This is a genomic window from Chitinophaga sp. Ak27 (genome assembly GCF_012726295.1).
GTDB lineage: Bacteria > Bacteroidota > Bacteroidia > Chitinophagales > Chitinophagaceae > Chitinophaga.
Genome location: NZ_JABAOB010000004.1, coordinates 225095 through 251157 on the forward strand (window position 1 = coordinate 225095; position 26063 = coordinate 251157).

The 26063-nt window shown below is 47.7% G+C and carries 27 protein-coding genes; 16 read left to right on the forward strand and 11 right to left on the reverse strand.

The genetic code is table 11. From position 1 onward, the window contains the following. Nucleotides 1–156: 156 nt before the first annotated feature. The 3 genes from HGH90_RS15650 to HGH90_RS15660 are packed head-to-tail and all read left to right on the forward strand — an operon-like array spanning nucleotide 157 to nucleotide 2974. Nucleotides 157–1263 carry a radical SAM protein gene (locus HGH90_RS15650; RefSeq protein WP_168762945.1) on the forward strand — a complete coding sequence of 369 codons (1107 nt, stop codon included), beginning with the start codon at nucleotides 157–159 and terminating at the stop codon, nucleotides 1261–1263. Continuing rightward, the gene (locus HGH90_RS15655) at nucleotides 1235–2278 is read left to right on the forward strand and encodes a Gfo/Idh/MocA family protein (RefSeq protein ID WP_168762947.1); all 1044 of its coding nucleotides are present in this window, start codon (nucleotides 1235–1237) and stop codon (nucleotides 2276–2278) included. Before HGH90_RS15650 ends, HGH90_RS15655 begins: the two co-directional genes overlap by 29 nt. Before the next feature lie 51 nt (nucleotides 2279–2329). Then, nucleotides 2330–2974: a class I SAM-dependent methyltransferase gene (locus HGH90_RS15660; RefSeq protein ID WP_168762948.1), complete on the forward strand. Its 645-nt coding sequence runs from the start codon at nucleotides 2330–2332 to the stop codon at nucleotides 2972–2974. A 5-nt stretch (nucleotides 2975–2979) separates the two neighbouring features. On the opposite strand, the gene HGH90_RS15665 is transcribed toward HGH90_RS15660, so the two are convergent. The 4 genes from HGH90_RS15665 to HGH90_RS15680 all read right to left on the reverse strand — a co-directional run bounded on the left by HGH90_RS15665 (nucleotide 2980) and on the right by HGH90_RS15680 (nucleotide 5580). Then, nucleotides 2980–3468: a DinB family protein gene (locus HGH90_RS15665; RefSeq protein ID WP_168762949.1), complete on the reverse strand. Its 489-nt coding sequence runs from the start codon at nucleotides 3466–3468 to the stop codon at nucleotides 2980–2982. A gap of 144 nt (nucleotides 3469–3612) precedes the next feature. Next, a complete protein-coding gene (locus HGH90_RS15670) occupies nucleotides 3613–4113 on the reverse strand; it encodes an SRPBCC domain-containing protein (protein ID WP_168762950.1) in 501 nt (166 codons plus the stop codon). Further along, nucleotides 4110–4430: an ArsR/SmtB family transcription factor gene (locus HGH90_RS15675; RefSeq protein ID WP_168762951.1), complete on the reverse strand. Its 321-nt coding sequence runs from the start codon at nucleotides 4428–4430 to the stop codon at nucleotides 4110–4112. Before HGH90_RS15675 ends, HGH90_RS15670 begins: the two co-directional genes overlap by 4 nt. Nucleotides 4431–4611: 181 nt before the next feature. Further along, nucleotides 4612–5580, reverse strand: coding sequence for a lipid A deacylase LpxR family protein (locus HGH90_RS15680; protein WP_168762952.1), 969 nt, complete (start codon nucleotides 5578–5580; stop codon nucleotides 4612–4614). A gap of 217 nt (nucleotides 5581–5797) precedes the next feature. Here HGH90_RS15680 and HGH90_RS15685 point away from each other — a divergent pair, with 217 nt between their 5' ends. The 13 genes from HGH90_RS15685 to HGH90_RS15745 all read left to right on the forward strand — a co-directional run bounded on the left by HGH90_RS15685 (nucleotide 5798) and on the right by HGH90_RS15745 (nucleotide 19921). Continuing rightward, nucleotides 5798–7339, forward strand: a complete 1542-nt coding sequence (locus HGH90_RS15685) for a DUF4139 domain-containing protein (RefSeq protein WP_168762953.1) — start codon at nucleotides 5798–5800, stop codon at nucleotides 7337–7339. A 194-nt stretch (nucleotides 7340–7533) separates the two neighbouring features. Continuing rightward, on the forward strand, nucleotides 7534–8352 hold the full coding sequence (locus tag HGH90_RS15690; protein WP_168762955.1) for an HAD-IIA family hydrolase: 819 nt from the start codon (nucleotides 7534–7536) through the stop codon (nucleotides 8350–8352). A gap of 128 nt (nucleotides 8353–8480) precedes the next feature. Beyond that, nucleotides 8481–10181, forward strand: coding sequence for a GMC oxidoreductase (locus HGH90_RS15695; protein WP_168762956.1), 1701 nt, complete (start codon nucleotides 8481–8483; stop codon nucleotides 10179–10181). Nucleotides 10182–10277: 96 nt separating this feature from the next. Beyond that, entirely contained in the window at nucleotides 10278–11735 is a 1458-nt protein-coding gene (locus HGH90_RS15700) for an aminoacyl-histidine dipeptidase (RefSeq protein WP_169191503.1), read from the forward strand. A 105-nt stretch (nucleotides 11736–11840) separates the two neighbouring features. Then, the gene (locus tag HGH90_RS15705; RefSeq protein ID WP_169191504.1) at nucleotides 11841–12416 is read left to right on the forward strand and encodes a TerD family protein; all 576 of its coding nucleotides are present in this window, start codon (nucleotides 11841–11843) and stop codon (nucleotides 12414–12416) included. A 9-nt stretch (nucleotides 12417–12425) separates the two neighbouring features. Next, nucleotides 12426–13109 (forward strand): TerD family protein, encoded by a 684-nt coding sequence (locus HGH90_RS15710; RefSeq protein ID WP_169191505.1) that lies wholly within the window; start codon nucleotides 12426–12428, stop codon nucleotides 13107–13109. Nucleotides 13110–13158: 49 nt separating this feature from the next. Beyond that, the gene (locus HGH90_RS15715; protein ID WP_168762960.1) at nucleotides 13159–13797 is read left to right on the forward strand and encodes a vWA domain-containing protein; all 639 of its coding nucleotides are present in this window, start codon (nucleotides 13159–13161) and stop codon (nucleotides 13795–13797) included. A gap of 16 nt (nucleotides 13798–13813) precedes the next feature. Further along, on the forward strand, nucleotides 13814–14449 hold the full coding sequence (locus HGH90_RS15720; protein ID WP_169191506.1) for a vWA domain-containing protein: 636 nt from the start codon (nucleotides 13814–13816) through the stop codon (nucleotides 14447–14449). Nucleotides 14450–14461: 12 nt separating this feature from the next. Further along, nucleotides 14462–15091 carry an AIM24 family protein gene (locus tag HGH90_RS15725; protein WP_168762962.1) on the forward strand — a complete coding sequence of 210 codons (630 nt, stop codon included), beginning with the start codon at nucleotides 14462–14464 and terminating at the stop codon, nucleotides 15089–15091. Further along, nucleotides 15091–16146: a TerY-C metal binding domain-containing protein gene (locus tag HGH90_RS15730; RefSeq protein WP_168762963.1), complete on the forward strand. Its 1056-nt coding sequence runs from the start codon at nucleotides 15091–15093 to the stop codon at nucleotides 16144–16146. The genes HGH90_RS15725 and HGH90_RS15730 overlap by 1 nt, the downstream gene beginning before the upstream one ends. Nucleotides 16147–16158: 12 nt before the next feature. Continuing rightward, nucleotides 16159–17559, forward strand: a complete 1401-nt coding sequence (locus tag HGH90_RS15735) for a PP2C family serine/threonine-protein phosphatase (RefSeq protein ID WP_169191507.1) — start codon at nucleotides 16159–16161, stop codon at nucleotides 17557–17559. Between the two features lie 27 nt (nucleotides 17560–17586). Continuing rightward, entirely contained in the window at nucleotides 17587–19095 is a 1509-nt protein-coding gene (locus HGH90_RS15740; RefSeq protein ID WP_168762965.1) for a helix-hairpin-helix domain-containing protein, read from the forward strand. 25 nt (nucleotides 19096–19120) lie between these two features. Next, nucleotides 19121–19921, forward strand: a complete 801-nt coding sequence (locus HGH90_RS15745) for a DUF475 domain-containing protein (protein WP_168762966.1) — start codon at nucleotides 19121–19123, stop codon at nucleotides 19919–19921. A gap of 42 nt (nucleotides 19922–19963) precedes the next feature. Here HGH90_RS15745 and HGH90_RS15750 read toward each other — a convergent pair whose 3' ends face one another. The 7 genes from HGH90_RS15750 to HGH90_RS15780 all read right to left on the reverse strand — a co-directional run bounded on the left by HGH90_RS15750 (nucleotide 19964) and on the right by HGH90_RS15780 (nucleotide 26018). Then, nucleotides 19964–20929, reverse strand: a complete 966-nt coding sequence (locus HGH90_RS15750) for a hypothetical protein (RefSeq protein ID WP_211172647.1) — start codon at nucleotides 20927–20929, stop codon at nucleotides 19964–19966. Between the two features lie 10 nt (nucleotides 20930–20939). Then, nucleotides 20940–22040 carry a toxic anion resistance protein gene (locus HGH90_RS15755; RefSeq protein ID WP_168762967.1) on the reverse strand — a complete coding sequence of 367 codons (1101 nt, stop codon included), beginning with the start codon at nucleotides 22038–22040 and terminating at the stop codon, nucleotides 20940–20942. 59 nt (nucleotides 22041–22099) lie between these two features. After that, nucleotides 22100–22714, reverse strand: coding sequence for a TerD family protein (locus HGH90_RS15760; protein WP_168762968.1), 615 nt, complete (start codon nucleotides 22712–22714; stop codon nucleotides 22100–22102). Nucleotides 22715–22738: 24 nt separating this feature from the next. Continuing rightward, nucleotides 22739–23293, reverse strand: coding sequence for a TerD family protein (locus HGH90_RS15765; protein ID WP_145667271.1), 555 nt, complete (start codon nucleotides 23291–23293; stop codon nucleotides 22739–22741). After that, nucleotides 23283–24125, reverse strand: coding sequence for a phosphoribosyltransferase family protein (locus HGH90_RS15770; protein WP_211092902.1), 843 nt, complete (start codon nucleotides 24123–24125; stop codon nucleotides 23283–23285). Before HGH90_RS15770 ends, HGH90_RS15765 begins: the two co-directional genes overlap by 11 nt. Further along, complete coding sequence (locus HGH90_RS15775) at nucleotides 24125–24856, reverse strand: HAD family hydrolase (RefSeq protein ID WP_211092903.1); 732 nt, start codon at nucleotides 24854–24856, stop codon at nucleotides 24125–24127. The genes HGH90_RS15770 and HGH90_RS15775 overlap by 1 nt, the downstream gene beginning before the upstream one ends. 346 nt (nucleotides 24857–25202) lie before the next feature. Next, complete coding sequence (locus HGH90_RS15780; RefSeq protein ID WP_169191508.1) at nucleotides 25203–26018, reverse strand: DUF4272 domain-containing protein; 816 nt, start codon at nucleotides 26016–26018, stop codon at nucleotides 25203–25205. Between the last annotated feature and the right edge of the window lie 45 nt (nucleotides 26019–26063).

A 26063-nucleotide genomic window follows, 5' to 3' on the forward strand; every position in this document is an offset into this window, starting at 1 on the left:
GTAGCGTGTATTAGCTCCAAATTATCATACATGCAATACGAAGAAGACGAAATGAACCAGCAGCTGACCAGGCTGCTGGCCTACCTGGTTTTGCCCGCATTGGGCCTCATTTCCATCGCCATTATACTACTGATCATTTTATTATAACGCCGGACCATGTATAAAACTTCTGATTATCTCTCCAGGGGGAGCCGCTTTGTACGTAACCAGTTGTACCCTTCCCGAAAGGTACTGTCTACGCTGATGATATACGCTACCGATCTTTGTAACTCCCGTTGCAAACATTGCCTGATATGGGCCAAACGCCCAGTGGCCTATCTCTCTAAAGAAAAAATTATAGACATCATGCAAAGCAGCTGTATCAGTGCTGCTACCACCGTGGGACTGGAAGGCGGCGAATTCCTGCTGCACCCGGAAGCCTTTGAGATACTGGAATGGTTCCATCAGCACCATCCCAATTTCGATTTGTTGTCCAACTGCCTGCAGCCGGAAAAAGTGATCCGGGCAGTGCAACAGTTTCCTCCCAAACGCTTATTTATTTCACTGGATGGTACCCGTGAGTCTTATAGGTATATGCGGGGCAAAGATGGATACGACAAGGTATTAACCGTTATTGAAGCCCTGCATAGTACCTGCAATATCTCTGTGATGTTTACCCTTTCTCCTTATAATAGTTTTGGTGACCTGCAACACGTGATGGATGTATGTACCCGCTATGGGATTGACTTGAGGGTAGGTATTTACAATAACATCTCTTATTTCGACACCGTGGAAAAAGCCCATGAACAAGGCTCCCGGTCTGCGGCAGCAGCCGGCTATGAAATACCGCCGGAAATTATTCAGCAGCTGGGGAATTTCGAAGAGAACCTGGACTTCCTGTTACTTTATAAATATTGGCAACGGGGCGAGCTGAAGCTCCCTTGTTATTCTATCTTCGATAGTGTGGTGGTACTCCCTAACGGCGATGTACCCATTTGTCAGAACCTGGACCTGAAGCTGGGCAACATCCATGAAAAAAGCCTGGATACTATCTACAATGAGGCCGCGACGATAGCCTTACAGAAAAAACATTGCCGTGATTGTAATGGCTGCTGGATCAACTTTCACCGGAAGTATGATGTTACCCTGTTCCGACAGGCGGAACAACTGGCCGGAGCCAGCATCACCGCGGCGGTATTAGGCAATTACCAATGGAATGAACAACGGGAACGCTTTAAAACAGTGATATCGAAATATGATAGGATCCCTGGCAGCGCGGTATAAAAACTGGCGAAGGAAAAAGGTAATGGATGCCCTGGCGGCGCCATTGCCGGGATGCAACTTTGCATTTATAGGAATAGGGCAGCATAGCCTCGATAACCTGTACCCGGTATTATTACGTTTAGGCGTGCCAGTAAGATACATTTACTCCCGGCAGCTGCCGCTGGCACAGCAGGCCGCACGCATGTTTCCTGCTTGCACAGGGATCAATGACCTGTCGGTCATCTTACAGGACGACACCATTAAAGGCGTATTCATTTGCACCAAAAATGAATACCAGTTACCCGTGGTGAAAGCCTGCCTGGATCAGGGAAAATATGTTTTCGTGGAAAAGCCGGGGGTAACCAGCTACGCAGGCTGGCAGGAATTGATGACACATCGCCATGCCAGCCGCTGTATGATCGCCTTTAACAAACGATTCAACCCCGTGAACGCACAGTTCCAAAAGGATTTCAATAAGGCATTCAGCTACCAGGCACGCTATGTTACAGGTCCTTATCCGGAAGGCAATGCTGTGATGGAGTTGTTTTGCCACCCGGTAGATAATGTACTGCAGCTCTTCGGACCGGTAAAGGAATATTATTTCACGGTGCAGCAGGTCAATGGTGGGGTACAGGTGCAGTTGTTACTCCAGCATGCCAGGGTAACCGGTACCATGGAGCTATCTACTTGTTACGCCTGGTCGTCTTTCACGGACCAGCTGCAATGTGTAACGCCAACACGGCATGTCGCTATCGACTATCCGGGGACATTTGTGGTACAGGAGCTGGGTTATCGCCCCGGTGGAATCCCGGTAGATAAAATTTTAAAACGAACGGGGCGTGTGCAGGTAAGTAATGCTGCCGGTGCAGTGCCAGTGGCTGCCAACAATAGTATCTGGCAACATGGCTATTATCGCGAAGTTGCCTGTTTTGTGGAGGCTGTACAGCAGGGGAAATCGCCCCTGGAGGCAAGGCCGGATACTTTTGAAGGTACCTTCCGTTTATTGGAGGCTGTTTCGCAAGGCTTGGGGAAGTAAATAGAAATTATGTAAATTGTAGCACCGGATTTTATTAAAACCGGTCCCCGAATGAATCAGCTCAACAGCAGATCCCTGATGGCCGTGGAAGTTTTCAACAAGCAGGCCAAAGTATACCAGGATAAATACATGGATGTTTCCATGTACCATGATACGTTTGATCTGTTTTGCAATTACATTCCCAAAGACGATGCTGCCTTGCTGGATATTGCCTGTGGTCCGGGCAATGTGACTGCATATTTGCTTCAGAAACGGCCAGGGTTCCGGATCCTGGGAATTGATTTGGCCCCTAATATGATTGAGCTGGCCAAAAAGAATAATCCGGGTGCTACTTTTGAGCTGAAGGATGCACGTGCTATCCGCACCATCAGCCAACAATTTGACGCTATCGTATGTGCGTTCGGGTTACCCTATCTCTCCAAAACAGAAAGTGAACAGTTAATCGCCGATGCCTATGGTCTGCTGGCGCCCGGAGGCGTACTGTATCTGAGCACCATGGAAGGAGAGGAGCACCTGTCGGGATATTATTCCTCCTCATCCGGTGATGAAATTTATATTCATTACCATCAGGCCGCCCACCTCGTTGCGGTACTGAACCAAAACGACTTTGCCCTCCTGGCGGTACAGCGGATCCCGGCGGCTAATCAACATGGATGGCCTACAGATGACCTGATCTTAATAGCGAAAAAACGCTGATCTACCTACCTGCTCGCGAATACAAGCTTAAATTTTTCTATTTGCCGGCGGTGCCGCATTACATGCACAATGGCATGCTCCATGAGTTGTTCGATATCGTATACTTGTCCCCAGCGCGTAGCGATTTTTCTGGCGGGATCAAGCGCTTCCAGTTCACTGTCCTGGATCTGGCCAAAAACATTTACTGTAAAAGCAAAAGCATCTGTCAGGCTTTGTATATACGCTGTTGCGGTAGTGCGTAAGGTATCGGCAACGCCCGGTACACTGTCGCGGCTACCGCGTTGTATATATACGGCGTAGCTGTAGGCAGAACTGATTACATGTGCCAGTACCGATTGAATGGACCGGCAGTTAGGATCGGTAGTGGCAGTATCGGCCACGGCGGCGAGGGTGTGATCGCTCACGTCGGCGATAACATCCTGCAACGCGCTGATCACATTTTCATATTCGTCTAACAGGGCGCCCACGGCGCCGGTGCGGTATACTTTGTTCATATGCATGTTCCTTACTTCAGAGCCCGGAAGATAGGGAAATGTCGCGTGGGAAAGCATTTTTTCAGCGGGAAACCAGTGATGGGAGATAAAACGGCAAGCTGGCGCCCGTAACCAACCTGCCGTTGCTGTGAGCGATGACTGTGATTATTTGAGCGTTGCCAGTACTTCGTCCAAGTTGCCCAATGCCATGGTGAATCCTTCTTTGAAGCCCATCTTGATAATGTTTTCCAGGTCTTCCAGTTGATTATAGGTAATATGACAGGTCACCAATGTTTTGTTGCCGGTAGACTGAAAGGATACTTCCCAGCGGGATTGAGGAAGACTGGCATTTACGTTGCCGTGTTCGTCAGAGAACCCGTCGAGTCCTATAAATTTCTGCTGGTTGACGATTTCCTGGTAATTGGCAAATGACCAGTGTACTTCGCCCTGCGGGCCCACCATGGCATATAGCCATTGCCCGCCTTCGCGGAAGTCCATGGATTTTGTTTTAGCCTTCCAGGGTTTGGGCGCCCACCACTGATCCAGTAGTTCTTTTTTCGTATAGGCGTCCCAGACTAACGGTAAGGCGGCGTCGAATTCCCGCTTTACCGTAATGGCTTTCTTCTCTTTATTCACAGAGAAATCAAATGCTAAATTCGCGTTCATTTTTTTTGCGTTTTTATGGTTGACAATACAATATCAAGGGTATCAAATTTCTTCTCCCAGATAGCCTGGCATTTCTCCAGCCACTCCGCGATGGCCGCTAATTTCGTTCCGTCTAACCGGTAATATATCTCCCTGCCTGTTTGCGTTTGCTGTAACAACTGGCATGCCGTAAGGATGCGCAGGTGCCTGGATACGGCCTGTCGCGATATCTCAAAATGCTCCGCGATAGCACCCGGCGTCATGGGCTTTGTTGCAATCAGCAAAAGGATGGCCCGACGGGTCGGATCTGCTATTGCCTGAAATACATCCCTTCTCATGTGACTAAGAATAAAAAGAGCAACCGTTCAGTTGCAAATATATGAAACTAATTGGTTGCGCAAAATTTTTTGATTTTTTTTAGCGGGCAGGGCGTTAAATGAAGAGCAGGCAAAACAACATGAGTGCTGCCTTGTTCAACGGTTTATAAGAAGGTTAAATTGGTTTGAAAGCCGTTTATCGTCACCAGGCAATGTATAAAGAAATATTGCCCGTCTCCACACTCGGCAGGCCCTTAATCATGGAAGAAACACTTTTCTGTGACAACGAGAAACCAATCCGCCGGTAAACGGCTACCATGCCGTAGTCGATGCCCCCCAGCAGTTTATGCATGGCAAAGGTTGAATGGCCATCCGCCATAATGCGGTGAGCAGACTCGTGGTTCGAAAACATACCGCCTTCTATCAGCGCGTTAGTCAGCATCAGCCGGGCGCTGGGCTGTAATGTGAAGTACAATTGCCAGTGTTGGGCATCCCCGGCATTGGTGGAATACTGGGAGAGATAGCCATTGAAATAGGGCTGCATTTTACCAATCCTGATCAGCGAATAAGCCGACAGGGCATTGAGCATAGTGCCGGCACACAACTCCGTGCCGCCAATTACTTCTATGAAGCGCTTGTATCCCAGCAACTGCTTCTCCGCAGCAATATTTAAATTGAGCAGTACGTCGTTTTTTAGTTGGCTGCTCCAGCCCCGGGGTGCCTGGTATCCAAGCAGGCGGTGCACCATCGTTTGTGTTTCCTTGCCCAGCGCCCAGGGGCCCATGACGCCGGCTACCCAGGAAGTTTGAAGGTTGTACTTGCGTACGGGGTTAGCCGAATGCAGGCTGCGTACGATAAATAGTCCGGCCGAGTAGGCATAGTCGCCCGGAGGCGGTACTTCCCGTTTAATGATCCTGGGAGTAAACATCGCCTGCATAAATCCCCAGCCATAGGTATTCACGCTCTCCTGGCCGGCCCGTGGCATCCAGCGGTCAGGTAAAGCCCGGGGCAGTTTCCGGCGCATATAAAACAGGTCGAAACGGGTACCATTCGTATACGCTTCGTCGGTACCATTGCCGGTAATATTAATGCCGTCGTTATCGTCGTACAGCCGGAATAAATAACTATTGTCTTTCAATTGTGCGCTGGCGTTATCCCATACTACCAACATACAGCTGTATAGTAAAAGGGACAGGATCTTTTTGCTCATCTTGTGCTCTTCATGACTCCTCAAATATCGTACATCGGGGACAATAAATAAAGTGATGTTTGTCGCCCGAATGAATGTTGTTTCTTCTCGCTGTACATAAAAACTCCCAGGCTTGATTACATGGCAAAGGCCGTGGCCGTTGGATTTTACCTATATTCACCAAAATTTTTCTTATTAAATGTACAAGATAGCATTTACCGCAGCCAGTTTGTTAGTGCTGCATACTGCCATGGCCCAGCAGGGAGTTCCCCCAAAGAAAGTAACGGTGTTTAAAAATGGTACCGCATTGATTGTTAACGAAGGTACCGTACCGGTAAACGGAAAACTGGCCACATTACCCGATCCTGGTGCTGTGTTGCTGGGAACCTACTGGATAGGCGCCCCCAAAGGCAATACGGTCAAAAGAGTAGATGTAAAAACAGATACCCTGAAAGTCCAGGGCGCCATTGGCACTATTTCCCAGATGCTGATGGCCAACACCGGCAAAAAGGTAACATTGTCTTACACTGCCGGCGAACGGGGCGACCGCTCCATCACCGGTACTATTTTGTCGGTAAGCCCTACGGCCAACCTGGTGCAGCTTAGAAAGGACGATAACAAAGTAACGGCCCTGCAAACATCGGCTATTTACCAGGTGGATATGGATAACAGCCCACTGGCTTTTGCAAAAGACAGCGTTGCCCGGATGGTGGTGGTGGAACTGGAAAACAGCGCCAAAGAAACTGCATTGAAAGAACTCTATATGCAGGATGGTTTGAACTGGACTCCTTCCTACCTGTTGAAAATAGCAGATGATAAAACCGCCTACCTGGAAATGAAGGCTACGCTCACCAATCCAGGCAAGCGCATGACCGATGTGGAAACAGAATTGGTAGTGGGCTCGCCGGTATTGTATTTCGGCGCACAGCGCGACCCGATGAATTTCGATTTTGCGCAAATGGGGGTGGATGTTGCCACCGCTAAGTTTCATATGTCGCAGTTGAGCAACAACGTCGTAATGACGGAAGCCCGCGGCGCAGTCGATGAAGCCGTAGCCCCGGACGATTTCTCCCAGGAAGGCGAAAAGCAAGGCGATTTCTATATTTACAAATTAGGCAAAATATCGCTGCCTAAACAGGCAACCGCTACTTTTCCCATCTTCACCGGTACCATTGCCTGCAAAGAAAAATATAGCTGTACGATCCCAGACAACGTAGGCACTTACCAGCCAGGTGGCGACGAAAGTGCGGAGAGTGGCGGATTTGCTGATGTATACCATGCGTATGAAATTAAAAATACGCTGAACAAACCATTTACCACAGCGCCCATTATGCTCATGGACCAACAGGGTAACTTCCTTGCGCAAAATCAGCTGAAATACACGCCGGTAGGCGCCGATAATGCCATACAAATATCCAAAGCCATCGATATCACTTTACAGAATAAAGAAGAAGAGACCGGCCGCGTGGATAATTTCAAAAAGGTAGGTAAGGCGGTATACGGAAAGGTGACGGTAACCGGCACCGTGACGATCAATAATTTCCAGCAGAAGGATGTGACCGTGAATGTAAAGAAATGCGTGAATGGCGCCGTAGACCCATTGAGCGATGGTGGTAATGTAGTGAAACGCAAAACACAGCAAGGCGATAAAAATCCTTATTCTGAAATGAATTGGCAGCTGGCACTAAAAGCAGGAGAGAAGAAAGTAGTGCAGTATACCTACCAGGTACTGGTTAATTAATTTTTTTAAAAAGTAGTTGCTTTCCTGGAATTTATCCTTATCTTTAGTGCAGATATCAGGCCCTCCCGGTATCTGCACTTCATACACCACCTCATCATACACCGCTGTATCTACACAGCTTCCAGCCTTTATCCGTTCCATAGTTTTTATGATAGTTTTATTGACCATTATACAATAATCAACATCTGAATGCTATGAAAAAAAAGGGATTTCTTATCGACATGGACGGCGTTATCTACAAGGGCAGTGAACCCATTCCAGGTGCCGTAGAATTTATTAATGGTCTGAGAGATAAAGGCCTGCCTTTCCTGTTCCTGACAAACAACAGTCAAAAGACCAGCCGCGATGTTTGTTACAAACTGAATAAGATGGGGTTCCGGGTAACGGATGCCGACATCTTTACCTGCGCCATGGCTACTGCGCGCTACCTTGCCTCCAAGAAGGAAAATGGAACCGCCTATGTTATCGGTGAAGGAGGATTACTCACCGAATTATACAATGCGGGTTATTCTATTGTAGATGATCAGCCCGACTATGTAATTATCGGGGAAGGCAGAACGATCATGCTGGAGTCGGTAGATAAAGCGCTCAATATGATTATGAAAGGCGCCAAGCTGATTGCTACCAATCTCGATCCGAACTGTCCCATGGGCGATGGCAAATATCGCGCTGGATGCGGCGCCATGGTAGCTATGCTGGAAACGGCCAGCGGCATCAAAGCTTTCAGCGTGGGCAAGCCCAGCCCGGTAATGATGCGCATGGCCCGGAAAGCACTTCAACTCACGACCGACGAAACAGTGATGATAGGCGATACTATGGGCACCGATATATTAGGTGCAGGGTCCATGGGCTTTACAACGATTCTTACGCTTTCGGGTGTGACCAAAGAAGAAGACCTCACGCATTTTGGTTATTCTCCAGATTTCATTATTAGGTCAATTAAAGACCTGTTGAACGAAGAATTGTTTGCCCGGGTAGTGGGTAACACCGTGTTGACAGACGTAATGTATTAACAACGGAAACGACATGCTGCCGTCCCCGCGCCTGCGGGGGCGGATAGTCTTTTCCTTCTGTCCCAATTCTATTTTGCTTTTCCCATTATTTCACTATTTTCCCGACAACCAATTCATATCCATACGTTATGATCAATGTTAATGGAAAAGCAAAGGAATTAAATACCTATGATGCTATTGTAGTAGGATCGGGTATTTCCGGCGGATGGGCAGCAAAAGAATTATGTGAGAAAGGACTGAAGGTATTGCTGCTGGAAAGAGGAAAGCAACTGGAGCACATTAAGGATTATACCACCGCCACCAAAGCGCCGTGGGAAATTACACACCGCGGCAAAATGCCGCTGGACAAAGAAAAGGACCATCCTTACCAGGTGCGCGACCGCCTGTATACTGAGTTTAATGCTGACTACTGGCTGAAAGACAGTGACAGCCCCTACAAAGAAGAAAAGCGTTTCGACTGGATGCGCCCTGATATTGTTGGCGGCCGCTCCATCATGTGGGGCCGTGGATCGCTGCGCCTCAGTGACCTCGATTTTGAAGCCAACGCCAAAGAAGGTATCGGTATTGACTGGCCCATACGTTATAAAGACCTGGCGCCCTGGTATGATCACGTGGAAGCCTTTGCAGGTATCAGTGGACAGAAAGAAGGCATCCCGCATTTACCGGATGGCGTATTTCAGCCACCAATGGAAATGAATTGCTTTGAAAAGCAGGTGAAGGGCAGGATAGAAGCTACGTTTCCCGGAAGGCATATGACTATTTTCCGTACCGCCAATCTTACCCAACCTATCGGCGACCGGGGGAAATGCCAGTACCGCGATCGCTGTGCCCGCGGATGCCCGTTTGGCGCCTATTTCAGCACACAATCGTCTACCTTGCCGGCTGCAATGAAAACGGGTAACCTTACCTTACATACCGATGCCATCGTAAACAGTATCATCTACGATGAGGCAAAAGGAAAAGCTACCGGTGTACGGGTAATTGATAAACATACCAAAGAGATGACGGAATATTATGCCCGTATTCTCTTCCTCAATGCGTCTACACTTGGTAGTACCTTCCTGCTGATGAACTCCGTATCCAGCCGTTTTCCCAACGGATTAGGCAACGACAGCGGCGTGCTGGGGCACTACCTGATGGATCATCATTTTCATGCAGGCGCCAGCGGCACGTCCGATGATTTTGCCGATAAATATTATTTCGGGCAGCGTCCCGCCGGGTTTTATATTCCCCGCTTCGCGAATGTAGGCGCCGATAAACGCGCTTACCTGCGCGGTTTCGGTTACACTGGCTATAGCAGTCGCAGTGGATGGGCGAGGGGGATCGCAGAACTGGGCATCGGCAATAGTTTCAAAGATTATTTATCGGAACCCGGCCCCTGGCAAATGGGGCTAATGGGCTTTGGTGAATGCCTGCCCTACAAAGAAAACCAGGTAACCCTCGATCACAGCATTAAAGATGCCTGGGGGCAGCCAGTGCTGAAATTCAACTGCGAATTCAAAGACAATGAACGGCAGATGCGCAAAGACATGGACCAGGAAGCGGTAGCCATGCTGGAAGCAGCAGGACTGAAAAATGTGCAGCCATTCAACCGCAGTTCTTATCCCGGGATGGCCATCCACGAAATGGGCACGGCGCGCATGGGAAAAGATCCCCGCACGTCCGTGCTAAATGAATGGAACCAGGTACATGCCGTGAAGAACGTGTTTGTAACAGATGGCGCCTGTATGACTTCTTCTGCCTGCCAGAATCCTTCCCTGACCTATATGGCTATCACGGCAAGAGCAGCCGACTATGCTGTGAAAGCCATGAAGCGACAGGACCTGTAACGCTTTTTTGATGGATTAACAGGATTTGTATACATTGCCCCAGCACAGAACGACGCGCAATTATTTGCTGCTAAGCTGTGTCTAACAATAAACAGCATGGAACTAAAAGATTTATCACCACAGCCTTTATGGAAATATTTTGCCGACCTCAATGCCGTGCCCAGGGCTTCCAAGAAGGAAGAGCGGGTGATCGCCTTCATCGAAGATTTTGGTAAAAGCCTTGGCCTCGATACCCGGAAAGATCCCACCGGAAATGTGGTGATCCGCAAACCAGCTACACCCGGGATGGAAAACAGGCAAACGGTGATCCTCCAGTCGCACCTGGATATGGTACATCAGAAAAATAACGACACTGTATTCAATTTCGATACACAGGGCATCGACATGTATGTAGATGGCGACTGGGTGAAAGCGCGGGGCACTACCCTTGGTGCTGATAACGGCATCGGCGTAGCAGCGATCATGTCGGTGCTGGCCGATAAAACCATTGCGCATCCCGCACTGGAAGCCATGTTCACCATCGATGAAGAAACCGGGATGACGGGCGCCAAGCAACTTGATCCCACCAATTTCTCCGGTACCATTTTATTGAACCTGGATACAGAAGAAGAGGATGAACTGACGATTGGTTGCGCCGGCGGACTGGATACCAATACCAAAGGACTTTACCAGGAGGTGCCCGCACCTGCCCGCGCAGAGGGTTTTGATATTACCATCAAAGGCTTGCTGGGCGGTCACTCCGGCATGGACATTCATAAAGGCAGGGGCAACGCCAACAAGCTGATGAATCGCCTGTTGTATAAGGCCAAACAATTGTTCGATATACAGCTGGCCAGCCTGGATGGAGGCAGCCTGCGCAATGCTATTCCGCGCGAATCCACCGCTACCGTCGCAGTACCGGAAACGGATAGCCGATCGTTCACGGCATTTGTACAAGACTTTGCGGCAACGCTGAAGGAAGAATATAAATCGCTAGAACCCGGACTGCTGGTGGAGTTGAAGCCAGTAACGGCGCCATCTTTGGTAATGGACCCGGCCTATTTTATGCAATTACTGCGGGCTATATACGCTACTCACAATGGGGTATTCCGTATGAGTCCCGATATCGCCGACCTGGTGGAAGCCTCATCCAACCTGGCCAGGGTCATCGCCAGGAATGGTGTTTTTATTACGCAGTCGCTGCAGCGCAGCAGCGTTGCCAGCACCAAGGAAGACGTGGCCTTTGCGGTACGCGCTGCCTTCGAAAATATAGACGCAGAAGTAGTGCAGGACGGAGAATATCCCGGCTGGCGGCCAGATGCCGATTCGGCCATCCTGCGCTTATTACTCGATTTGTATAAAGACCATTTTGAACATACACCTAAAGTAGGCGCCTGTCACGCAGGGCTGGAATGTGGTATTTTAGGCGCGCACTTCAATGGTAAACTTGACATGATTTCTTTTGGTCCTACTATCCGCGGTGCGCATTCCCCCGATGAAAGAGCACAGGTATCTTCTGTGGGGCGGTTCTATAATTATTTGCTGCATATCCTCCGGGAAATACCGGCGAAGTAATTGTTAAAATAATTACAAATCAGGGTGTGTCAGGCAGCTGGTATACCCTGTTTCTTTTCTGATAAAATTATATAGTTTACCTTTCCTGAGATAAAATTCAGAACAATGGCGATTAACTTACAAAAAGGACAACGAATTGATATCGGTCTTTCCCGTATCAGTGTGGGTTTAGGCTGGCATCCCAATGAAGGCACCGGGTACGATTTCGACCTCGACGCATCCGCTTTTATGATCGACGAAAACAGATTAATTCTCCAGGAAGAATACTTTATTTTCTATGGCAATACTGATTCACCCGATGGTGCGTTGCACCATACCGGTGATGATCCTACTGGTGGTAACAGTGCGGTAGGAGATGATGAAGTGATCCAGGTAGACCTCTCCAAAGTAAATCCCAAGGTGAAGGAAATCCTGTTTGTAGTAACTATCCATGATGCATTTAACCGTAAGCAGAACTACGGGCAGGTGCGTGATTCCTATATCCGTATTGTAGACGATGTCAACGGGCAGGAAATCGCTAAATACGAGCTGGGAGAAGATTTCTCTATCGAAACAGGTGTTGAATTCGGTCGGCTGTATGTGAAAGATGGTAAATGGAAATTTGAAGCTTCCGGCAAAGGTTATAAAGAAGACCTGGCGTTTTTCCTCTCCAAATATTTTAAAGGTCAGATCATTAAATAAACATCACATATGGCTATTAATTTAGTGAAAGGTCAAACGATAGACCTTCGTAAAAACGACTCCGGAGAAGAATTTGATCTGTCTACCGTTACTATCGGGTTGGGCTGGGATGTAAGGCAAAAGAAAAAGGATGATGGCTTTTTCGGCAAGCTGTTTGGCGGCGCGCAGAAAGAAGAAGAATACGACCTGGATGCAGTGGCCTTGTTGCTCGATAATAACGGAAAAGTAGCGAACCTGGGCCGCACTGTGCAAACCCGCGATGGCAGAAGCATGGGCCTTTTTGAAGGGGACGTGGTGTTCTTCAATTCAATGAAACATCCGTCCGGCCACATCTGGCTCACCGGTGATAACCGCACCGGCGCCGGGGATGGCGACGATGAGCAGATTATCATCAAGCTCAATGAGTTGGATAACCGGTATCAGAAAATATTATTCATGGTCACCATCTACCAGGGTCGTCAGAACAACCAGCACTTTGGCATGATAGAAAATGCCTTTATCCGCGCGGTAGACAGAAAAGGGAAGGAGATTGCGAAGTACAGCCTGTCGGGCGACAGTACCTACAATGGTATGTGCTCTATGACCTTTGCAGAGATCTATCGCAAAGATGGCGCCTGGAAATTCAGGGCACTCGGTACACCACATCAATCTGATAGTTTTATTGATGAACTGAAGAAGTTGACCTATTCCTGATGTTAAACCGTTAACCCCTTTCTGTAGCAAACACTTAATTCTGTATTGTATGAGAAGACTACCCGTGTATCTTTTGCTGGATACCTCCGGTTCTATGAGCGGAGAGCCCATAGAAGCCGTGAAAAATGGGGTGCAGGTAATGATCAGTTCATTGCGGCAAAACCCGCAGGCCATTGAAACCGCCTTTATTAGTGTCATCACTTTTGACAGTACCGCCCGGCAGGCGGTGCCACTTACCGATCTATCTTCTTTCCAGGTGCCCGATATCCGGGCTTCCGGTACTACGGCTATGGGAGAAGCGCTGCAATTGTTAGCCAGCTGCATAGACCGGGAAGTAGCGCAAACCACCACGGAGCGAAAGGGCGATTGGAAGCCGCTGGTATTCATTATGACCGATGGTATCCCTACCGACAACTGGCAAAGTGGCCTGGCTGCCTATAAACAACGTAAAACAGCATATACCGTGGCCTGCGCTGCCGGCAATGGGGCCGATTCCGCTGTGCTGAAACAGGTCACCAATAACGTGGTAAGGCTCGATACTGCCGACAGCCACAGCATCTCCAAATTTTTTGCCTGGGTAACCGCCTCTATCGGCGTCAGCTCTACGAAAATAGAACACTCTGGTAAAGAACTCGCCGGCCTGGACGAACTACCACCCCCTCCGGCTGAACTGAACATTGTGGTATAAGCATTAAAATTTAACCATGCGAAGACTACCCGTATATTTTTTATTGGATACCTCGGGTTCTATGTTTGGAGAACCCATTCAGGCACTTAACAATGCGCTGAGCGGTATGGTGAATACCCTGCGCATGGATGCGCAGGCGCTGGACTCCCTTTGGCTCAGCATCATCACGTTCGACCGGGATGTAAAGGAGCTGATGCCACTCACTGAACTGGTCAGCTTCCAATTGCCCGAAATCACCTGTCCGCAGAGCGGCCCTACCCATACCGGCAGCGGCCTCGAATTCCTGCACGCCCGCGTAAGCACTGATGTGCGTAAAGGAACGCCTACGCAGAAAGGCGACTGGCGCCCATTGCTGTTTATTTTTACCGATGGCAAGCCCTCCGATCTGCAACTGTATCGCAGCATGATTCCTAAGGTGAAGGAGCTGAACTTCGCCGCCATCGTAGGTTGTGCGGCCGGCAAAGTGGCCGACAATGAGATGCTGCGCGAACTGGCAGATACCGTTGTGCACCTCGACACAGCCGACAGCGCCACCCTGAAACAGTTTTTTAAATGGGTATCCGATACCATAGAACAAGGTAACAAAAGTATGGGCACTACCTCACAGGTAGTATTGCCACCACCTCCCCAGGAAGTGAATTTAATTATCTGATAACCCCCAGGCATGAACGTAAAATTGATAGGGCACGACTTTAAGTGCCTGCAGGTAGAGTTAGACCCACAGGAAAAATTCTATTGCGAAAAAGGTGCATTGATTTATTATGAGGAAGGTATACAATCTACCATCAATGTATTTGATAAAGGAGTAGCCGGACTAATCAAAAGAAAGTTAACCGGAGAAAGCATTTTCCAGGTAGCACTCAGCAATGCACATCCACAGCCCAGAAAACTCGTGGTAGCAGGTAAAGTAGGACTGTTACCCATTAACCTGAAACAATTGTCGGGAGGTATTATCTGTCGCGCCGGCGTATACGTGGCCTCATCCGACAAAGTAGATATTGATGTAAAAATGAACCTGACCTCCCTCATTGGAGGTACTGGTTTGATCATGCAAAAGTTAACCGGTTTTTGTACTGTATTTATCGACGTGATAGGCACGCCTATCACGCTGGACCTGGCGCCGGGCCAAACGGTATTTGTAGATGAAAAAAGTTTTATCTGCATGCATGCCGATATGCAAAACCGGATGTCGTCGCACTTTTCCGGAAATAATATGCTGGGAGGAGAGGGCCTTACCATGTTGAAGATCACCGGTCCCGGCACCGTTTACGTCACTTCTGTAAATTTTGGATAATGAGAAGACTGCCTATTTATTTTTTGATAGATGTTTCTGAGTCCATGGTGGGAGAGCCCATCCAGCAAGTAGAAGAGGGATTGTCGACCGTCATCCAGGCGTTGAAAGCCGATCCCTATGCCCTTGAAACGGTATGGGTATCTATCCTGGTATTTGCCGGACAGGCGAAAACATTGGTGCCTTTACAGGAGATCATCCAGTTTTATCCGCCCCGCTTTCCGGTAGGCGGCGGCACTTCCCTGAGCAGGGGCCTGGGACAGCTGATGATGGAGCTTCGGAAAAACCAGGTAAAAACTACTTACGAGAAGAAAGGCGACTGGAAGCCAATAGTCTTTTTATTCACAGATGGCGTGCCCACCGATGATACCCGGCCGGCTATTGCCGAGTGGAAACAAAACTGGCAACGGGCTGTCAACACGGTGGCGGTGTCTTTCGGTAATGAGGCCGACCTGAGTTTGTTGAAGGAGTTGACCGAAAATGTATTGCATTTTAAAAATACCACTACTGCCGCTTACCAGGAATTCTTTAAATGGGTAACAGATTCCGTTAAAACCAGCAGCCAGAGTGTGGAAAACAATGCTTCCGGCTTTGAGCTGGCCCGCATACTGGAAGATGATACCCTCACAAAAGTGGATACTACACAATCCCTGCCATCTATGCAGGGGGTGGACAGCAATTATGCTGTGGTAGCCGGCAAATGTCAAAATACCGGCCGCGCTTATTTAATGAAGTACCGCAGATCGGTAGAAGAAGCCGAAATTTATGGCCTCAGCCTGGATCGCTTGTCATACCGTCTCGTGGGGGCGTTCCCGTTAGATGCTTCGTACGATGAGCTGTCGGACCATAGCGGCGGCCCGGTACGCATTAACAGCGATGAGCTGATCGGTAATCCCACATGTCCCTGTTGCGGCAATCAAACCGCCTTCGCCATGTGTGGTTGCGGCCAGATTCACTGTATTGGCACCGAAACGGTGAGCAGCTGCCCGGGTTGTGGCAGCCGCAATACATACGGCATCAGTGATGGTGGATTTGATGTAAACCGCGCGCAGGGTTAATATAAGAGCAGTATGGGAAAATCATTTATCCGGGAGCTCTTCCAGGCACAACAGATCGATATCAGTAACCGGGAACAATTATTCGAAGCCTTCGTGCAGGAAGAAGAAAACCTGCACCGGGTAAAACAAATATTGGAAAATCAACAGTTCCTTATGGACAGATGGCAGTTAAAAAGCAGGCTGGCGGATATTCAGCAACAAACCGTTGTGATTCCTAATGCCACCATGGGCAAGATATATGAAGCCAGGCTTGATTTTCAACAACTCAACTGGACCGATTTTACCACTTTTACCATAACTGGATTGGATGCCGTGGGCCTGCAGTTCGATAGCGCCACCTCGGTAATCAGCGGTACGCCCACCCAAAATGGCGACTGGCGCATAAAGCTCAGTTATCGCCTCCAGGGCGAGTCCGAGGAAACGCCGTTGCACGAAAAATTGGTGCCTCTCATCATAAATCCCGACCCCAGGTCGCTCTGGAAGAATATCAGCAGCGATAGCACTGCTCCGTTTTGGCGGGAAGATAATGTGGCCACATCGGCGGTACTGGGCGATAAACGACTGGTAGTAGCCTCGCGAAGGGGGCGTTCTCACGCCAATACTGGTGGGTTCCGGGACGATGATTTCGCGTTCCGGCATTTTCCCGATACCGGCTGGACAGTGCTGGCCGTGTCTGACGGCGCCGGTAGCGCGCCACTGGCCCGGGAAGGCGCCCGTATGGCATGCGCTCATATTGTAGCGTACTTTGAACAGCATTTTACCAATGCAGCACTGGCGCCGTTCGACACCCTCCTGGCAGAACATGCCGCCAATCCCAGCGAAAAAACGGAGAAGCAGCTTACCCGCTTCGTATACGACCAGCTGGGAAAAGCTGCCTTTACCACTCATAAAAAAATCGCTGAATTTGCGCATAGCCAGCAAGTTCCTGTTAAAGATTTTCATGCGACCCTTATATTTGCACTACTGAAAAAGTATCCTTGTGGCTATGTTATCATGAGTTTTGGGGTGGGCGACTGCCCCATTGGCTTATTAAATAAGGATTTGTCGGCCATCACCCTGATGAACCGCCTGGATGTAGGGGAGTTTGGAGGAGGAACCAGGTTCATCACGATGCCGGAAATCTTTAAAAGTGATACATTTGCTACCCGCTTCGGTTTTAAGCTGGTGCCAGACTTTTCCTACCTGATGCTTATGACAGACGGTATTTACGATCCCAAGTTTGAAGTAGAAGCCAACCTGGAGAAAGTCAGTGCCTGGAAAGCACTGCTGGCCGACCTGGGCGGAGATAATAAAGAGAATGCCATCGTGGAACTCGATACGTATCCTCCGGCAGTAGCGCAACAGCTATCTGACTGGATGGACTTCTGGAGTCCCGGTAATCACGACGACCGGACTTTAATGATTATCAGTTAACCTACATGGGCCGGTAATGCTAGCTATATGAACACAAAAACAGTCAGCTCCGTCATTCACACAGGAAAAACTTATCAATACGTTGATAACGGGCAACCTATGCGTGGCGGGATGAAAGACGTATACTTCAGCCCGGATAAATCTTATGTAGTGGCATTTTACCGGGATATGCCCGATTATAATGCCAAAGAAAGGCTGAAAAAGATTGTAACCGATTATCACAACAGCTTCTTTAACCGTGAAGGCGGCAGCTACTATAAGGACCTCTATTGTTGGCCTACCGACATGATCTCCACCGATAAGCAAGTGGGCCTCATTGTGCCCTGCTATCCCGGACATTTTTTCTTTAAGAAGGGATATGCCGCCAATGATCTTATTAAAGGAAAAGAGAAAGAAGGGAAGTGGTTTGCTTCCCCAAAATTCCGCAATAAGCAATTTGCCTTACGGCTCGATGAAACAGAACTGGGCAACTGGCTAAGCTATTACCAGGTATGCGTAAATATAGTTCGTGGCGTAAAGCGCCTGCATGCCGCAGGCCTGGCGCATTCAGATCTCTCCTATAAAAATGTGCTGGTAGACCCTGTTACCAAATCTGCCGCTATTATTGATATCGACGGGCTGGTGGTACCAGGCTTGTACCCGCCCGATGTTATTGGCACCGCCGATTTCATTGCGCCGGAAGTGTTGGCTACCAAACACCTGGATGTGAAAGATCCGGGCAGGAAGCTGCCCAATCGCACTACCGACTTGCACGCACTGGCTGTGATGATCTATATGTACCTCCTGTACCGCCATCCCCTCAAAGGAGGAAAAGTACATGACCTGGATACTGAAAAAGATGACCTGCTGTCGATGGGAGAAAAGGCGCTGTTTATAGAGCATCCAACAGATGCGTCTAACCGGCCAAAGGTGCAGCACCTCAATCCCAAAGAACTGCCCTGGGCCGATGTCACTAAAATACCATACACCATCACTGGACCTTACCTGAAAGAGCTGTTTCACCAGGCATTCGTGACAGGGTTGCATGATCCGGCACAGCGCCCGCCCGCCGATATGTGGGAACAGGCGCTGTTGAAAACGACCGACCTGATGCAGCCCTGCAGCAACCCGTCCTGCGAACAGCAATGGTACGTGTTCGACAATACGGTTTCTCCCAAATGCCCTTTCTGTGGTGCGCCGCATAAAGGTACCCTGCCGGTATTGGATCTCTATTACGAGTTCAAACCTACAGTGTGGAGGCCCGAAAATCACCGGTTGATGGTATACCACAACCAATACCTGTTTCAATGGCATGTGAACCGCAATGTGGTCCGCAACGAGCGGCTCAGCGCGGAACAAAAGGTGCCGGTAGGCTATTTTACTTTTTACCACGGCAAATGGGTACTGGTAAACCAGCAATTACCGGCGCTGAAAGACCTCACGGAAGACAAGGAAATCCCTGTGGGCAGCATGGTGGAATTAACAGATGGGAAAAAATTGTTGTTGTCCCGCGAGGAGGGAGGAAGAGTCGTAATTATTACAATGGCCAATCAATAAAACCTATATAAAAAAACAAACAGCGATGAATGAATTAATCCAACACATTATTGACAATCCCATACCTTCCCTGATCATAGTAGGGAACCTTGTGATCATCGAAAGCCTGTTGTCAGTAGATAATGCAGCCGTATTAGCTACCATGGTAATGGATTTGCCGGAAAAACAACGTGACAGAGCCCTGAAATATGGTATTTTGGGCGCTTACCTGTTCCGTGGTTTAGCGATGCTGTTCGCTTCCTTCCTCATTAAAATCTGGTGGCTAAAACCATTAGGCGGTCTGTACCTGTTATACCTGGTATATGGCTGGTGGAGAGACAAAAAAGCAAAAGAAGCTGCCAACGGAGAAGAAGAGGAAGAAAGTATTGATAAATCTGAAAAATGGCTATATAAAGTAACTGTGGGCGCCATCGGGCCTTTCTGGGCTACAGTAGCCTTGGTAGAGCTCATGGACATGGCGTTTTCCATCGATAACATTTTTGCGGCGGTAGCCTTTACCGATAATATCATCCTGGTATGCCTTGGCGTATTTATCGGTATCCTGGCCATGCGTTTTGTGGCGCAGGCTTTCGTAAAGCTGATGACAAAATTTGCGTTCCTGGAAGCAGCCGCCTTTATCGTGATTGGTATCCTGGGAATAAAACTGACGTTGTCTATTTACGAGCACTTCTTCCCGGAGTCCGGACTGACACACTTCCTGGAAAGCTCACAGGCAGATATTATGACTTCCATCTTAACAGTGGGTATTTTTATCGTACCGATTATTACTTCAGCCCTGTTGAACGTGCCTAAGCGCAATACTTCCACTGAGCTGGAAAAGAAATAAGACAGGATTTGCACCAGTCTCCGGATTGGTGCAATTCTTTTATCAGATAGCGTCGGTATTCAGCATCGTCCTTAAAATATTCGTCTGTACATCAAAGTTGCCGATATTCTGCAGGAAATTTACATCCCCGATTTTTTCGCAATACTCTTCCAACACTCCTTTTACATTGTCCGGTATAGCCACTTTCAGGATATTGGCCCGGCTCATCAACTGATCATTTTTATCGGTTAGCTCCTGTATCAGTTTCGCTTTTTTAGAAAGGGTATTGGTCCAGTCGATATCTTTTACCTGGGAAGGGTCACAAAAGAGAAAGAGATTTTTGGAAGGATAATAAATGAAGAATTTATCTTCCGTAGTAAATTTATAAATTTCCACCACCAGGTTCCCTGCTTTCAGTCCGTAGAAAAACTCGTTGCGGAAGTCTGTCTTACAAAGCCATCCCATCAGCTTTTTCTGGATAATGGCATAGTTGTTCCGGTATACTTCTTCCGGGGTAAAACTCGTCAATGCCTGCAATGTTTCCGGGGAAATATCAAAATAAAAATCCTGGGAAAAGCGGGCGCTAAAGGCATTGATGTTTTTGGAGAAAGGGTAGTCTTCGGAGCCATCAGAGAGCACTTGGTACAATTTCCGGAGAGACAGGTTAATTTTAAGTGCCTGCTTTTGTTTGTCCAGGTTAAAATTCTTTTCTGAGAAAACAGAGTCATTGATTTTGTCGATCAGTTCTTTGTTGATCTGTATTTCATCAAAGATGAGGCTCACATTCCGCTCATTGCTGGTCTTTATTTTCTTCAGCAATTCAATGGCTGTGGCGGTGTATTGCAAGTGAAACAGCTCCAGCTTATTGATATCGAGTTCCGGGTTCGTTTCAAATAATTTATGGACAACCTGGCTTCGGAGGTATATTTTGTAAATAATCTCCTCTTCAAAAAAAGCGGACAGCAATTGTAGCTTGCTGATGGTTTTATTTGAGTCATTTAATATTCTTGCCAGGTTATCCTCCATCACTTTATCTCAATTAGCTAACGTTAGTTACGTTTTTCTTCAGTTCTGTTTCCAGGTTTTGTAGTTCGCCATTCAGCACTTTACGGTTTTCAGCGCCCTGGTCATGAATTCTTTTCACTTCATGCAGGGTTTCAATCAACGACTGGGTAGTACGTTTCAGCGTGTCGATTGATACGACGGTCTTTTCATTTTCTTTCGCTACCTCGATGCTGTTTTGTTTCAGCAGGTCGGCATTCTTCTGTAAAATGGTGTTGGTCGTATCGGAAATCTTGCGCTGCATTTCTACGTTGGCCTTCTGTCTTTGCAGGGCTACGGCAATGGTCAGCTGGTTTTTCCATACCGGGATGGTGGTGGAAATAATAGACTGGGCTTTTTCAGCGATAGATGTATTATTGTTTTGTACCAGCCTGATCTGTGCCAGCGATTGCAACATGATAAAACGCACCACCTTCATATCGGCCAGGCGCTTATCCAAACGGCTGATGAATTCCCGCAGGTCGGCAATTTCATAGTCGTTGTAGTTGGCGGCATTCACTTCCATCTGCGCCAGCTTCTCATTTAGCTCATTGAATTTCAGCTGACCGGAAATGATCAAGTCTTCCATCTGTTTGATATAGTTCACGTTGCTGTCGAACATCGTTTGCAGGGAACTATTGTCTTTCAGGGAGTTGATACGACCCGCTTTTATTTTGTTGGTGATCTTGTCGATATTGGCAATAACGGTATCGTATTTCTGGAAAAGCTTCTGTGCGTCGAACACAATCTTTTTCAGGAAAGGTACCTTAGACAGGAAGCTTTTAAAGCCGCCCTGGTTTAGTTCATCAACGTCAATATAGTTTAATTCCGACAGCAGGTCGTTGATCAAACCTCCTACTTCGCCGGAATTGTAGGTACGCACAGAGGTGAGAAACTCGTTACTGTACCTTTCCATAGAATTTTGTACCTCGGTACCATAATTCAGGATGGAGTTGACATCCGTAATTACCAGCGACTTATTCAGTTCTGAATATTTTTGCGCATCCTGCGGCGTAATCTGGGATAAATCGGCGTTGCCGTCTTTATCCAACCGCACCGCGGGTAAGGTCTGGTCTGTAACATTTGGGTTTACTTCCATAAGGTATCTGATTATATAGTGATGATGACTTTACAATAAGTGATCAGAAAATGCAGGGACTACAGGTAGTTCATGGCTACGGTATTTACCGTTTCCTGGAGCTTCTTATCCCTGGTAGGTTCCCCGATAGCATTGAATTTCCATTCGCCGTTCTTTTTGTAAAACACGCCCATCACCATGGATACGTGACCGGCAAAGCCCGGACCGCTGGCAATATCATACGTAGCAAATACTTCGTTTACCCGGGAAGGCGTGCCTTCATAAATGCGGATAGAAGCAAATGGAATAGTGCCAAAGTCGTGGCCGCGGAAGCTGTTGAGCACAAACGCGACATAGTTGGTGGCGGCATTCAGGCGGGAGAAATCAAGGGTAATCACTTCATTATCCAGTCCATCGTTGCCGTTCAAATCGCCTGTGAGGTCATCGCCGCTATGCATGATAGCATTATCTTTTGAGCGGAGGTTACCGAAGTATACTACTTCCAGCAATTGTTTCTGTTCGTTGAACAGGGCGCAGCTACCATCCAGGTCTACCGCTTCCTTGGTTTTGGATAAACCAAAGAGGCCTTTCTTTTCGATAGCGCCCCAGTTGATACCTACACAGATGTGTTGCAGCTTGGCGCCATTGCTTTTTTCGAGGTTAATACGCTGACCTTTCTGAAGATTGATTGCCATAAGGATATAGTAATTTTAAATAGATTAATTGTATTTGTTGAGATAATCCTGGAGCCCGCCTTTCATGCCTACGCCTACGGCTTCAAACTTCCATTCATCGTTACGTTTATAGATGCGGCCAAACTCTACAGCTGTTTCAATAGAAAAATCTTCTTCCAGCTCATATTTCAGGATCACTTCGTTAGTTACGGGATCGAACACACGCACATAGGAGTTCCTTACCTGTCCGAAGTTCTGGCGACGGCTTTCCGCCTCATGAATGGTTACTACCACGCATACTTCCGTTACGCGGGGATCCATTTTGGAAAGATCAATTTTGATCTGTTCATCATCGCCGGCGCCTTCACCGGTGAGGTTGTCGCCGGTATGTTCTACACCGCCATCGGGAGAAACCAGGTTATTATAAAAAACAAAGTGCTGATCAGACAATAATTTTCTGTTTTCACCCATGATGAAGATAGAGGCATCGAGGTCGAAGCTGGTGCCGGTAGTAGATGCGTTGGCATCCCATCCCAATCCTATGGTGAATTTAGGCGCATTGATCGCCTGCCGCTGTCCCTTTTGCAAATTAATTGCCATGTTGTACGCTTTTATGTTTACTGTTGAATAAGTAATTATTGATAAAGTTAAGGTTTTTCTGGTAGGCTTCAATCGTATGATAGCCATTGCCCAGCGCCATATTATACAAAAGATTTATGAATTTATCCGATTGATTTTGCAGGAAAATACAAAAAGATTCGTAGTCATAGTTCAATATGTACTTCACCAGGCGGGTGTTGATAAAGAATGGTTCCTGCTGGATAATTCTTTCCAGATGGAAAATTGATTTCACAAAATGGTAATTGAGATGGTTCTCAATATTAGGATGGATGCTCTTATTCTGCAATTCGGCATAATACAACAGGTAAATGTCATTCTGCAGGTGGTAAGTATCCACCATTTTGAGAATCATTTTTTCATGTCCGCCGGTAATCCTGATATCATCGAGGAAAAGGATTTTTTTCCCCTCCAGGAATGCTTTGTCGATATGAAAACTATCGTTGCCGATCAGTTTCAGTCGTTGGGCTGCATCCAGCTCTCCGTAATCCTCTTTATAGGTAATGGTGCGGTGTACCTTGGTTTCCTGTAACACGGGGTATCCATGCGCGGCCAGCCAACGATTGAGCCGAAAAACGAAATGGTTTTTCATCGCAAAGGTAGCGGTAGGAATAAAAGAGTAGGGGCTGGATACTACTACCAGCTGGGGGACCGGGCCATTTTCCAGGTGTGCCTTGATAAACCCTTCCGCCAGGCCTATGCCAAAGCGTTCTGCCACTTCATCGTCTCCAAACTTGAAACGGCTGTAGTCATCAGGGCAAAATCCGAAATTGCCGGTATCGGTAATTTTGTGCAATGAATAAGTAGTCGTCATCAGTTAAGCAGGGTTGAAATACATTGATGATTAGAATTGATCAGCAGCGAAGCAATGCCCATGGCATCCGCGCCTAGTATATCCGCTCTTTTGTTGTCGCCAATATGAATGATATCCGCTAAAGCAGCCGGTTGCTGCCTGTTGGCGGCTACGGTATCCAGCATAAGCCGGAACAATGCCGCATTGGGCTTTGACATACCCACTTCGTCGGAATATAACTGGAAGTCGAGATAGGGCGACAGTTCCAGCTGTTGTAATACTTTACGCAGCGTGCTCCCCTTGATAAAAGCTGTATTGCTCAGCAGGCTCACTGTAGTACCGGGGTTTTGTTTTAACTGCCGCAGCACCTTCACGGTTTGCGAACAATAAACCACTGGCAGGTATCGCAGCACCAGGCTTTCCATTTCCTGGTAAAGTGCCGGCAGATCAATGGTGTCGAACGAATGACTGAAATCGTTGATCTCATTGATCACCATCAGGTACATTTCCTCCGCGTCGATGTTGCCGCCCGTTTTTTCGTTGATGGCATTACACATCAGGTCTACCTTCCGGAAAATCCGGCCCACGGCTGCTTCCGGCTTCTGCAGCGGGTTGAAGTGGGTATAAAAAAATCGCGTCCGCTCCTGTTTAAATAAAGGATTGGATTTGATGAGTGTTAACCAGAGGTCAAAAGAATAATGTTGGTATTGATTCATGTATTTTTCCAGCTTTATGATCTGGTGTTGCCCCATGCTTCTACAGTTTCAGGGTTAACCCGTGGCATCATGTTATTAGTTGGGCTTTTTTGTAAGCCTGTTTTCATCGTTTTGAACTAAGTATAGTTGGTCGCTTATTATCAAAAAGCCTGCCGATCATTAGTTCCACTTGTCTAATATAGCATATAATCCTGCATTCCGCGCGAATTTTTTGCGAATTAAAAGATTGGTAATATGCAAATTTTCTCCCTGGAAGCGGTTGAATGATTATGTGTTTATGTTATTGTTAACCAATGTTTTGCGAGATGTTAACGTAGCTTTTTTTTCGCTGTTTGCCATCCTCTTAAATAGTTGTTGTGATAAATATCACCTGTGTTTTTTCTCAGGAATCCGTACTGACATTATCCCAATCCTGATTCAGGTAGCGGATCAACCAGTTCAGGGCATAATGTCGTTCCATCACTACGTCGCTGATCAGGTCTCCGGGCATTGGCGCATTACTCAGGCGGGCATCTACACAAGCCCACTCATATCGTAAAATCAGGTCGGCCTGGTCCAGGATTTCTTTCTTGCTTCTCAGTTTTGCCTTATTCCGGAAATCCGCTTCGGACGTACTGATGATATGATGTACATCCTCTGCAACATTGCAGGGAGTGGAAGGATATGACAGGCTGTCGATATATCCCAATGCCCAGAGCATCACATGTGCGCCTTCCGCTCTCCAGTTGGCATCCATCATCTCCTGGCTGGTGGGGCTCTGAGAGGTTACAAATATGGTTTCTTTATCACTCAGTTTTTCCATTACCCGGTAATGCCTGCTGAACTCATCGAGTACCTCTTTGGCTGGCTGCTCACTTTTCAATTCCATGAAACATAGTGCAATGGCCCGGTCTACCACTTCGTCTTTACTACGGAGGCTGACTTCTTTTTCTGGCATGGCGAACAATGCGCGTGGATTTTTATATACGGGAATACCATGAGCGGCGCAGATCTTTTCGGAGGCCGTGCGCCTGGCCTGTTGATCGGGAGTAGGGTCAATGTCTTCTACCGGTACGCTGGCTGAAGGGAAGGCGCCGTTACTTGCTGCAACTGACGTAGTATCGGCATTGTCTTTTTCTTTGATAGTACGCTGGTTTTGTCCGCAGGCTGCTATCATCGCAACTGCGCCGGCGATAACCACTATTTTTGCTCGATTCATACAGTAGGTTAAAACGTAAATATACAGTTTGTTGAAAGAATTAGC

Coding starts and splice junctions, on each gene's coding strand:
- HGH90_RS15665 (WP_168762949.1), bottom strand. CDS start 3,468: ATGAACAAAGTATACCGCACCGGCGCCGTGGGCGCCCTGTTAGACGAA.
- HGH90_RS15765 (WP_145667271.1), bottom strand. CDS start 23,293: ATGGCAATTAATTTGCAAAAGGGACAGCGGCAGGCGATCAATGCGCCT.
- HGH90_RS15675 (WP_168762951.1), bottom strand. CDS start 4,430: ATGAGAAGGGATGTATTTCAGGCAATAGCAGATCCGACCCGTCGGGCC.
- HGH90_RS15780 (WP_169191508.1), bottom strand. CDS start 26,018: ATGAATCGAGCAAAAATAGTGGTTATCGCCGGCGCAGTTGCGATGATA.
- HGH90_RS15735 (WP_169191507.1), top strand. CDS start 16,159: ATGGGAAAATCATTTATCCGGGAGCTCTTCCAGGCACAACAGATCGAT.
- HGH90_RS15685 (WP_168762953.1), top strand. CDS start 5,798: ATGTACAAGATAGCATTTACCGCAGCCAGTTTGTTAGTGCTGCATACT.
- HGH90_RS15775 (WP_211092903.1), bottom strand. CDS start 24,856: ATGGGGCAACACCAGATCATAAAGCTGGAAAAATACATGAATCAATAC.
- HGH90_RS15670 (WP_168762950.1), bottom strand. CDS start 4,113: ATGAACGCGAATTTAGCATTTGATTTCTCTGTGAATAAAGAGAAGAAA.
- HGH90_RS15720 (WP_169191506.1), top strand. CDS start 13,814: ATGCGAAGACTACCCGTATATTTTTTATTGGATACCTCGGGTTCTATG.
- HGH90_RS15745 (WP_168762966.1), top strand. CDS start 19,121: ATGAATGAATTAATCCAACACATTATTGACAATCCCATACCTTCCCTG.
- HGH90_RS15650 (WP_168762945.1), top strand. CDS start 157: ATGTATAAAACTTCTGATTATCTCTCCAGGGGGAGCCGCTTTGTACGT.
- HGH90_RS15710 (WP_169191505.1), top strand. CDS start 12,426: ATGGCTATTAATTTAGTGAAAGGTCAAACGATAGACCTTCGTAAAAAC.
- HGH90_RS15770 (WP_211092902.1), bottom strand. CDS start 24,125: ATGACGACTACTTATTCATTGCACAAAATTACCGATACCGGCAATTTC.
- HGH90_RS15680 (WP_168762952.1), bottom strand. CDS start 5,580: ATGTTGGTAGTATGGGATAACGCCAGCGCACAATTGAAAGACAATAGT.
- HGH90_RS15715 (WP_168762960.1), top strand. CDS start 13,159: ATGAGAAGACTACCCGTGTATCTTTTGCTGGATACCTCCGGTTCTATG.
- HGH90_RS15655 (WP_168762947.1), top strand. CDS start 1,235: ATGATAGGATCCCTGGCAGCGCGGTATAAAAACTGGCGAAGGAAAAAG.
- HGH90_RS15690 (WP_168762955.1), top strand. CDS start 7,534: ATGAAAAAAAAGGGATTTCTTATCGACATGGACGGCGTTATCTACAAG.
- HGH90_RS15705 (WP_169191504.1), top strand. CDS start 11,841: ATGGCGATTAACTTACAAAAAGGACAACGAATTGATATCGGTCTTTCC.
- HGH90_RS15760 (WP_168762968.1), bottom strand. CDS start 22,714: ATGGCAATCAATCTTCAGAAAGGTCAGCGTATTAACCTCGAAAAAAGC.
- HGH90_RS15730 (WP_168762963.1), top strand. CDS start 15,091: ATGAGAAGACTGCCTATTTATTTTTTGATAGATGTTTCTGAGTCCATG.
- HGH90_RS15725 (WP_168762962.1), top strand. CDS start 14,462: ATGAACGTAAAATTGATAGGGCACGACTTTAAGTGCCTGCAGGTAGAG.
- HGH90_RS15660 (WP_168762948.1), top strand. CDS start 2,330: ATGAATCAGCTCAACAGCAGATCCCTGATGGCCGTGGAAGTTTTCAAC.
- HGH90_RS15695 (WP_168762956.1), top strand. CDS start 8,481: ATGATCAATGTTAATGGAAAAGCAAAGGAATTAAATACCTATGATGCT.
- HGH90_RS15700 (WP_169191503.1), top strand. CDS start 10,278: ATGGAACTAAAAGATTTATCACCACAGCCTTTATGGAAATATTTTGCC.
- HGH90_RS15740 (WP_168762965.1), top strand. CDS start 17,587: ATGAACACAAAAACAGTCAGCTCCGTCATTCACACAGGAAAAACTTAT.
- HGH90_RS15755 (WP_168762967.1), bottom strand. CDS start 22,040: ATGGAAGTAAACCCAAATGTTACAGACCAGACCTTACCCGCGGTGCGG.